We start from the raw sequence: 7,917 nt of genomic DNA on the forward strand, positions 1-7,917 counted from the left end.
TCATTCATGGGCGGGCGATGCCCCGACACGAGAAGCCCCGCCCAGGTGCTTCGCGGCACATGGACGGGGCGGGGTGTGGGTGAAACAGGTCGCGGAGTGACTACAGCGTGGGCGTGCCGACGCGGTTGCTGCAGTACGCGCTGGAGCCGCAGGTGGTGCCGACGTTGGCGTACCAGGCCGTCTTGCGCGTGCCGTACTGACGGTTGTCCGCGTGGACGTGCGCGCCCGTGGAGTTGCCCGTGGAGCCCACGAGCCCCAGCGCGCAGCGGTCGCACGTCTTGGAGCCCGACGACACGTTGGAGTTCAGGTGGAGCTGGCGGAAGTCCCAGCCGCTGCCGCCCGTGACGACGTAGTAGTTGCCCGCGCCGCCGTTGCAGCTCGTGCCGCCGCTGCAGTTGTTCGCACAGCCGCCGTAGTAGGCGTAGTAGCGGCTGACGTTGATCATCCCGCGGTGGTTCCACACGCTGCAGGTGCCGTTGCTCATGTCGAGCGCGTTGTGGCTGCCTCCCGAGCACGAGTAGTACGTCGTGGACCCCACGCGCGCGGCGGTGTCACAGATGGGACCCACTGCCGTCGCGGCCGTGACGGAGGTGGCCCAGCCCGCTGCGGCGAGCACCAGGCCCGCCATGGTCAGCTTCATCGTCTTCATCAAGAGACTCCCTCGTTGGTGTTGCGCTGCGTACTGCGGTGAAGCAGGGGTCACCTCCGGCGGCGCTGCTTCTCGCGCAGCACCAGCTCCCACTCCTGGAGGTTGAGCTTCAGGACGGACACCCAGGCGTCAATCTCCGCATCCATGGCGCGGTCCACGCCGCGCAGGGACTCCAGCACGGGCACCGCGTGGGCCTGCCCCAGCCGGGCAATCCCCTGGAGCGCCGCCTTGCGCACCGCCGGGTCCTTGTCTTCGCGGAACAGGTCCACCAGCGAGCCGCGCGCACCCGCGGACTCGCCGCCGGGGACGCCGCCCAGCGCCGTGGCCGCCGCCGCGCGCAGCTCCGGGCTGTCCGAGCGCAGCTGGCGCGTCACCTGCTCCACCGCCTCGTGGCCCACGGTCTCCATGGAGACCTCGCGCAGCAGCTTCGCCGCCACCGCCGGGTCCTCGGACGCCGTCGCCACCGACACCGCCGCCTCCGACACCCGGCGGTCATGGCCGCTGTAGACGTCCGCGCTCTCGGAGACGATGTTGTCCGCCACCGCCGCGCGCACCTCGGGGGACGCGTCGCGCACCAGCTGCTCGTAGGTCACCACGCCGCCGTTCTTCTCCATGAACTCGACGGAGGGCACGCCGCGCAGGCCCCGCACCGCCGCTGCGCGCAGCGCCGGGTCCGAGTCCCCGGTGGCCCGGGCGAGCAGCGGCTGGATGAGGCCGGGGTTCTCCGCGTTGCTCGCCTTGGTGGCCAGCGCCGCGCCCAGCGCCTCCAGCACCTCCGGGTCCCGCTCACCTTGCAGCGCCGCCAGCAGGGACTCCGCGGGCATGGCGAGCGCGGCTTCCTTCAGTCGCATCTTCACGTAGCGCTTCAGCGCGGGGGAGCCGTTCTTCATCGCCACGCGCACGTCGTCCAGCATGCCCTGCACCGTGCATTGCGCGGGGTGGAGCGTCAGCTCGGCGCGCGCCGTCACGGGCAGCAGGTACGACAGGGCCACCAGGAGCGCCGCGCGCCCCATTCGCTTCATCGACAGGGGGGACATCAGTGCGGCGCTCCTTCCTCGACCAGGCAGTTGTGGTGCTCGCGCTTGCCCAGCCAGATGCGGGCGAAGTCCACCGTGCCCGACGCGTAGAGGGCTTGGAACTCCAGGTAGTCCTGCGTGAAGCGCGGGTCCTTCGCGGCGAACTGCTCCAGCAGCGGCAGCGCCTTTTCGCCGCCCGCGCGCACGGTGAAGCGGAAGATGGCCCAGCGCACGCAGAGGTCGTGCTCGGCCTGGAAGGCGGCGCGGAGGATTTCCATCGCCTTCTCCGGCTCGCTGGTGACGCCCAGCCGGAAGGCCGCCATCTCCCGCACGTCCCGCTCGCGGTCACTGGAGAGGACGCGCTTGAGCGAGTCGAAGGACTCCGAGCCGATAAGGGGGTTCGAATACGACGGCATCTCCAGCGCGAGCAGCCGCACGGCCATGTCGTCGGACGAGCCGCTGATGTCCAGCAGCTCGTTCCAGTAGGGCGCGTAGTTGCCGGTGCGCTCGAAGTCCTCCTTCATCACCCGGCCCAGCGTGCGCGTGGCCACCCACGCGGTGGAGTCCAGCGTCTCATCCAGCGCCAGCTTCTTGAGCCGCTGGATGTCCCCCTGCGCCAGCTTCCGCTGCGTCTCCAGCGCGTCCAGCGCGGCGGAGCGCGTCTGCAAGGGCGCGCCGGGGTCCTCGCCCAGCTTCAGCAGGCTCTGCGCCACCTGCGGCGCATGCACCGCGGGCGCGGCCTTCAGCGCGTCCATGTAGATGCCCAGCTCCGGCCCGCTGGCGCCCTTGGCCCACTCCAGCACCTGGAGCGCGCGGGCCGCGTCGTTGCCCACCAGCTCCGTCAGCCGCTCCTGGAGGTACGCCGCCAGGTACCGGTCGCCGTTGCCGATGGCCGTCGCCAGCGCCTGCCGGAACGAGTCCATGGACACCGCGGCGTCGAAGGCGTGCAGGCCGTCCCAGCACCCGGGCATGGGGATCTGCTCCACCGCGGGCTCGGGCTCCGTGGGCGGTGCGCCTGGGACGCCAGCGCCGGACGTGCCGCGAGGACCGGAGGCCGCGGAGGCGGTGGGCTCGGCTGCTCCGGGCTCACCAGGAAGAGAGGGGACAGTCCGTGGCCACAGCAACGCCACGGCCGCCGCGACCAGCAAGACGCCCGCGGCCACGGTCCAACGAAGGTTTCTGGAAGTCATCAGGTGGGGGGCTGACTCGGTGAATACTGCGAATTCTTGAATACTTTGAATTTGAGGTCCTTGGCAATGGGAACCCACGGAACTCAGCCTGTGCGCCGCGTCATCGCTTCAGAGGGGGCGGAAATGTCCACGGCACGCACGATTCGAATGGGAGTCATTGGCGCGGGCTTCGCGCGCACGACGCAAATCCCCGCGCTGCGCGCGTTGCCGGGCGTGGAGGTGGTGAGTCTGGCCAGCGCGCGGCGCGAGAAGGTGGAGGAGGCTGGCCGGAAGCTGGGCGTGCCGCACGTGACGACGGACTGGCGTGAGGTGGTGTCCCGGCCGGACGTGGAGGGGGTGTGCATCTCCACGCCGCCCGCGCTGCACCGGGACATCACCCTGGCCGCGCTGGAAGCGGGCAAGGCGGTGCTGTGTGAGAAGCCCACCGCGTTGGATGCGAGCGAGGCGGAGGCCATGTGGCACGCGGCGCGCGAGCGGCGCGCCCTGGCGCTGCTGGACCATGAGCTGCGCTTCCTGCCCGCGCGGCAGCTAATGCGGGCGCTGCTGCGCTCCGGTGAGCTGGGCGCGGTGCGCGGCGCGCGTGTCTTCTACCGCAACGACAACCGCGCCTCGCCGGAGCGGCCGTGGGACTGGTGGTCGGACGCGTCGCAGGGCGGCGGCCTCCTGGGCGCCATCGGCTCGCACGCGGTGGACACGCTGCGCTTCCTGCTGGGCGCCGAGCCCGACGAGGTGCTGGGCGCGTTGGCCACGCACACGCCCGAGCGGCCAGAGGCGCTCACGGGACAGGCGCGCCCGGTGACGAGCGACGACGAGGCGCGGCTGCTGCTCCGCTTCGGGGCGATGACCGCCGCTGTCGAGCTGTCGATGGTGTCCCCTGGCAAGCCCGTGCACGGCGTCGAGGTGTCCTGCGCGCGCGGGGGCCTGCGCGTGGAGGGCCGCGAGCTGTGGCGCTCCGCGGTGGGGACGCGTGCCTGGGAGCGGGTGGAGCTTCCCGAGGAGCCGCCGCTGCCACCCGGCGTGCCGGACAACGAGTGGGCGCGCGGCTTTCTCCTGCTGGCGGGTGCGCTGACGCAAGCCCTGCGCGAAGGCCGCGCCTCGGTGGAGGACGCGGCCACGCTGGAGGACGGCTGGCGCAACCAACGGGTGCTGGACGCGGCCCGGCGCTCCCACGTGGAGCGCCGGTGGGTCCGCCTGTCCTCCGGGAGTTGATGCGGCCCTGCTGCTTCACAATCACTTGCGCCTCCCGGACCCATTGTCCGTCGCGGTGTGATGGCCACCCGCCCCCTGCCCAGGTGGAGATGCGCGCGACCGTTGCCACATTGAGCGGGAAGGAGCCACCGGATGAGAGACCCGCCCGCCGCACCTGAACGACCGGATGCACCAGCGCCCGCCAGGCCGCCTGCCGGCACGAAGCCCCCCTGGCATGCGCTGCCGCCGGACCAGGTGCTGTCGTCGCTCGAGAGCACGGCCGAAGGGCTGACGGACGAGGAAGCGCGCCTGCGCCTGTCACGCCATGGGCCCAACGTGCTGGAGCGCGCCCAGAGGGACGGCCCGCTGAAGCTGCTGTGGCGGCAGGTGAACAGCCCCTTCATCTGGGTGCTCATCGCCTCCGCGGTGCTGGCCGTCATCATGGGCAAGGTGACGGACGGGCTGGTGGTGGCCGCGGTGGTGGTGCTCAACACCCTCATCGGCTTCGTGCAGGAGTACCGCGCGGGGAAGGCCATCGAGTCGCTCAGCCGCATGGTGCCGGAGAACGCCACGGTGATTCGCGCGGGCCGCAAGCTGCGGGTCCCCGCGGCGCAGGGCGTGCCGGGGGACGTCATGGAGCTGGCGCCGGGGGACAAGGTGCCCGCGGACATGCGGCTGCTGACCGCGCGCAACCTCACGGTGGAGGAGGCCGCGCTCACGGGCGAGTCCGTGCCCGCGCAGAAGGCCGTGGCCCCCGTGCCGGAGGACGTGGAGCTGGGAGACCGGACCAGCCTGCTCTTCGGTGGCACCCTGGTGAGTTCCGGCTCCGCCACCGCGGTGGTGGTGGCCACCGGGCAGGCCACCGAGCTGGGCCGCATCTCCACGCTGCTGCATGAGGCCACCGACCTCCAGACGCCGCTCACCCAGGCGCTGGCCGTCATCGCCAAGTACATCACCCTGGGCATCCTGGTCATCTCCGCCGCGCTGCTGGCGGTGGGGCTGGTGCGCGGCTACGCGGTGAGCGAGGCCGTCGTGGTGGCGATTGCGCTGGCCGTCGCCGCGATTCCGGAAGGGCTGCCCGCCATCGTCACCATCGCCCTGGCCATCGGCGTGCAACGCATGGCCGCCCGGCGCGCCGTCATCCGCAAGCTGCCCGCGGTGGAGACGCTGGGCAGCACCACCGTCATCTGCACGGACAAGACAGGCACGCTCACCCGCAATGAAATGACGGTGCAGGCCCTGTGGACGACCCACGGGCGCTACGCGCTCAGCGGCGTGGGTTACGCCCCCAAGGGGACGCTGACGCGGGAGGGCCAGCCGGTGGAGGCGCCACCCCCGGACGTGCGCGAGCTGCTGCTGGCGGGCGCGCTGTGCAACGACGCCGCGCTCCAGCCCCGCGACGGGCAGTGGGACATGACGGGCGACCCCACCGAGGCCGCGCTGCTGGTGGCGGCGGAGAAGGCGGGCATGCGCGTGGACGACGCGCGGCAGGCGCACCCGCGCGTGGACGCCATCCCCTTCGAGTCGGAGAACCAGTTCATGGCCACCCTGCACGACGACGGGAAGGGCGGCCGCCGAATCCTGCTCAAGGGCGCGCCGGAGGTCGTCCTGCGCCGCTGCGTCCTGGAGGAGGGCTTCTCCCCCAGCACGGTGCTGACGGAGGTGGAGGGCCTGGCGCGGCAGGGCATGCGGGTGCTCGCGGTGGCCTCCCGGGAGGTGCCGGTGTCACACGCCGCGTTGCGCATGGAGGACGTCGAGGGCGGCCTGCGGCTGCTCGGCCTGGAGGGGATGATTGACCCGCCTCGCGAGGAGGCCATGGCCGCGGTGCGCGCCTGCCACGAGGCGGGAATCACGGTGAAGATGATTACCGGTGACCACCCCGCCACGGCGGCGGCCATTGGCGCGCAGTTGGGGCTGCTGAAGCCGGACGAGGAGGGCATCCCGGGCGCGCGGCTGGCCGCCACGGATGATACGGCGCTGGAGGAGGTGGCCCTGCGCTCCAACGTCTTCGCGCGGGTGGCGCCCGAGCACAAGCTGCGGCTGGTGCGCGCGCTCCAGCGCCGGCAGCACGTGGTGGCCATGACAGGTGACGGCGTCAACGACGCGCCCGCGCTCAAGCAAGCCAACATCGGCGTGGCCATGGGCATCACCGGCACGGCGGTGGCGAAGGACGCGGCGGACATCGTGCTGACGGATGACAACTTCGCCTCCATCGTCGCGGCGGTGGAGGAGGGGCGGCGCGTCTATGACAACCTCATCAAGTCGCTGGCCTTCGTGCTGCCCACCAACCTGGGGCTGGCGCTCATCCTGCTGTTCGGCGTGTCCCTCTTCCCCATCCAGGAGGTGGAGGGACGGCTGGTGCCGCTGATGGCCATGCTGCCCACGCAGTTGCTCTGGATAAACCTGGTGGCCACGGTGTCGCTGGCGCTGCCGCTGGCCTTCGAGGCCCGGGAGCCGGACGTCATGCGCAGGGCGCCCAGGGCCCCCGGGGCGCCGGTGCTCAACCGCTTCGTGCTGATGCGCACCGGGCTGGTGGCGCTGCTGATGGCCGCGGGCGCCATCGGCCTCTTCCTGTGGGAGTTCCGCCGGGACATTCCTCGCACCGGGCAGGCCCACGCGCTGGCCGAGGCCCAGACGATGGCGGTGAACACCGTCATCAGCTTCCAGATGTTCTACCTGTTCATGTGCCGAAGCCTCATGGGGCCGGTGCGCAAGGTGGGCCTCTTCAGCAACCGCTCGGTGTTCGTGGGCATGGGCCTGCTGGTGCTGCTCCAGGTGGCCTTCATGTACCTGCCCTTCATGCAGCGCGTGTTCGGCACCGCGCCCCTGGGCTGGAAGGACGTGGGCCTGTCCATCCTGGTGGGCGCGGTGGTGCTGCCGGTGGTGGGGCTGGAGAAGTGGCTGCGGCAGCGCAAGGAGGACACGGGCGCTTCGTCAGGGCGCGGCGCCCCGCGGCTGCACGAGCGTGCGCCCGCGTGAGGCGGCGTCCGGCAGCGTCCAGTCCTGGGCCATGAAGGCGATGTGGCACTGGTCCAGCCGGGGGCCGCAGGCGCGGTCCAAATCACTGCGGGTGTCGCAGCCGGGCCGCTCCTCGCAGGTGTCCGGCAGGAAGGCCCAGACGAACTGGAGCACGTTGCCGCGGCGCCCTTCCGGCAGCGCGGCGAGGAAGTCCTCGCGGTGCTCCTCGAAGAGCGATGTCAGGTAGACGGTGTCCCGCTCCAGCCGCACGTTGCGCCGGTCTCCCACGAAGCGGCGCCCGGCCTCGTTGAGCTGCGAGTCGAGGAACTCCGGCTGGAAGTGCGAGCCGTCCAGCCGGGGGCCGCCGCGCGCGGCTTGGAAGAGCGCCAGGTGGATGCGCGGGTCGACGAACTCACGGCGCAGCACGCGGTGCTTCAGCGCCCACAGCGTCAGCCGCTCTCCCCCCACCGGCCAGGAGCGGCCCCAGAAGAAGCGCCCCAGCCAGGGCTGCTGCACGGTTTCGAGGTACGGGTAGCCATCCACCACCTGCTGGAGCACGAGCGCGTTGTAGGCGTTGAGCCAGTAGGCCAGCGCGTCCTCCGGCGTGGGGAAGACGTCCGGGCGGTTGTGGGGAGAGAACGACGCCAGCGAGTCGACGAAGTCGTCCAGCGACTTCCGCTCTCGCCCCACCGAGGCGAAGTCCACGTCCCCGTCGGGGCGCACGTGCCGCAGCACCTTCTCGTAGTCCTGGTAGCTGAACGGGGTGGACGGGGAGGGCACGCGCGCGGGCAGCAGGCCCTGCACGTGGAGCGCGCCTCCCGCGCCCAGCAGCGCGGCCACGGCGAGCAGCACGGCGAAGACGTGGGGACGGCGTCGAGGTGCGGAAGGGGTGGCCACGGGGGCGAAAGCATAACCC

Annotated in this window: 6 protein-coding genes; 2 read left to right on the forward strand and 4 right to left on the reverse strand. The window is 71.7% G+C overall.

What is annotated here, in order from left to right; genetic code table 11:
• Positions 1–100 precede the first annotated feature (100 nt).
• The 3 genes from G4D87_RS29335 to G4D87_RS29345 are packed head-to-tail and all read right to left on the reverse strand — an operon-like array spanning position 101 to position 2,855.
• Entirely contained in the window at positions 101–649 is a 549-nt protein-coding gene (locus G4D87_RS29335; RefSeq protein ID WP_176411369.1) for a peptidase M23, read from the reverse strand.
• A 50-nt stretch (positions 650–699) separates the two neighbouring features.
• Complete coding sequence (locus G4D87_RS29340; protein ID WP_163786011.1) at positions 700–1,686, reverse strand: HEAT repeat domain-containing protein; 987 nt, start codon at positions 1,684–1,686, stop codon at positions 700–702.
• Entirely contained in the window at positions 1,686–2,855 is a 1,170-nt protein-coding gene (locus G4D87_RS29345) for a HEAT repeat domain-containing protein (RefSeq protein ID WP_163786012.1), read from the reverse strand. Before G4D87_RS29345 ends, G4D87_RS29340 begins: the two co-directional genes overlap by 1 nt.
• Before the next feature lie 123 nt (positions 2,856–2,978).
• Between G4D87_RS29345 and G4D87_RS29350 the strand changes: the two genes are divergently transcribed.
• Positions 2,979–4,064 (forward strand): Gfo/Idh/MocA family protein, encoded by a 1,086-nt coding sequence (locus G4D87_RS29350; protein WP_163786013.1) that lies wholly within the window; start codon positions 2,979–2,981, stop codon positions 4,062–4,064.
• A gap of 132 nt (positions 4,065–4,196) precedes the next feature.
• A complete protein-coding gene (locus tag G4D87_RS29355; RefSeq protein ID WP_163786014.1) occupies positions 4,197–7,022 on the forward strand; it encodes a cation-translocating P-type ATPase in 2,826 nt (941 codons plus the stop codon).
• Here the strand turns inward: G4D87_RS29355 and G4D87_RS29360 are convergent.
• Positions 6,978–7,917, reverse strand: a 940-nt coding sequence (locus G4D87_RS29360) for a DUF547 domain-containing protein (protein WP_240358704.1), incomplete at its 5' end; no start/stop codon positions are given. The genes G4D87_RS29355 and G4D87_RS29360 overlap by 45 nt on opposite strands.

This window comes from Myxococcus vastator (assembly GCF_010894475.1).
Lineage (GTDB): Bacteria > Myxococcota > Myxococcia > Myxococcales > Myxococcaceae > Myxococcus > Myxococcus vastator.

Coding starts and splice junctions, on each gene's coding strand:
- G4D87_RS29345 (WP_163786012.1), bottom strand. CDS start 2,855: ATGACTTCCAGAAACCTTCGTTGGACCGTGGCCGCGGGCGTCTTGCTG.
- G4D87_RS29350 (WP_163786013.1), top strand. CDS start 2,979: ATGTCCACGGCACGCACGATTCGAATGGGAGTCATTGGCGCGGGCTTC.
- G4D87_RS29340 (WP_163786011.1), bottom strand. CDS start 1,686: ATGTCCCCCCTGTCGATGAAGCGAATGGGGCGCGCGGCGCTCCTGGTG.
- G4D87_RS29355 (WP_163786014.1), top strand. CDS start 4,197: ATGAGAGACCCGCCCGCCGCACCTGAACGACCGGATGCACCAGCGCCC.
- G4D87_RS29335 (WP_176411369.1), bottom strand. CDS start 649: ATGAAGACGATGAAGCTGACCATGGCGGGCCTGGTGCTCGCCGCAGCG.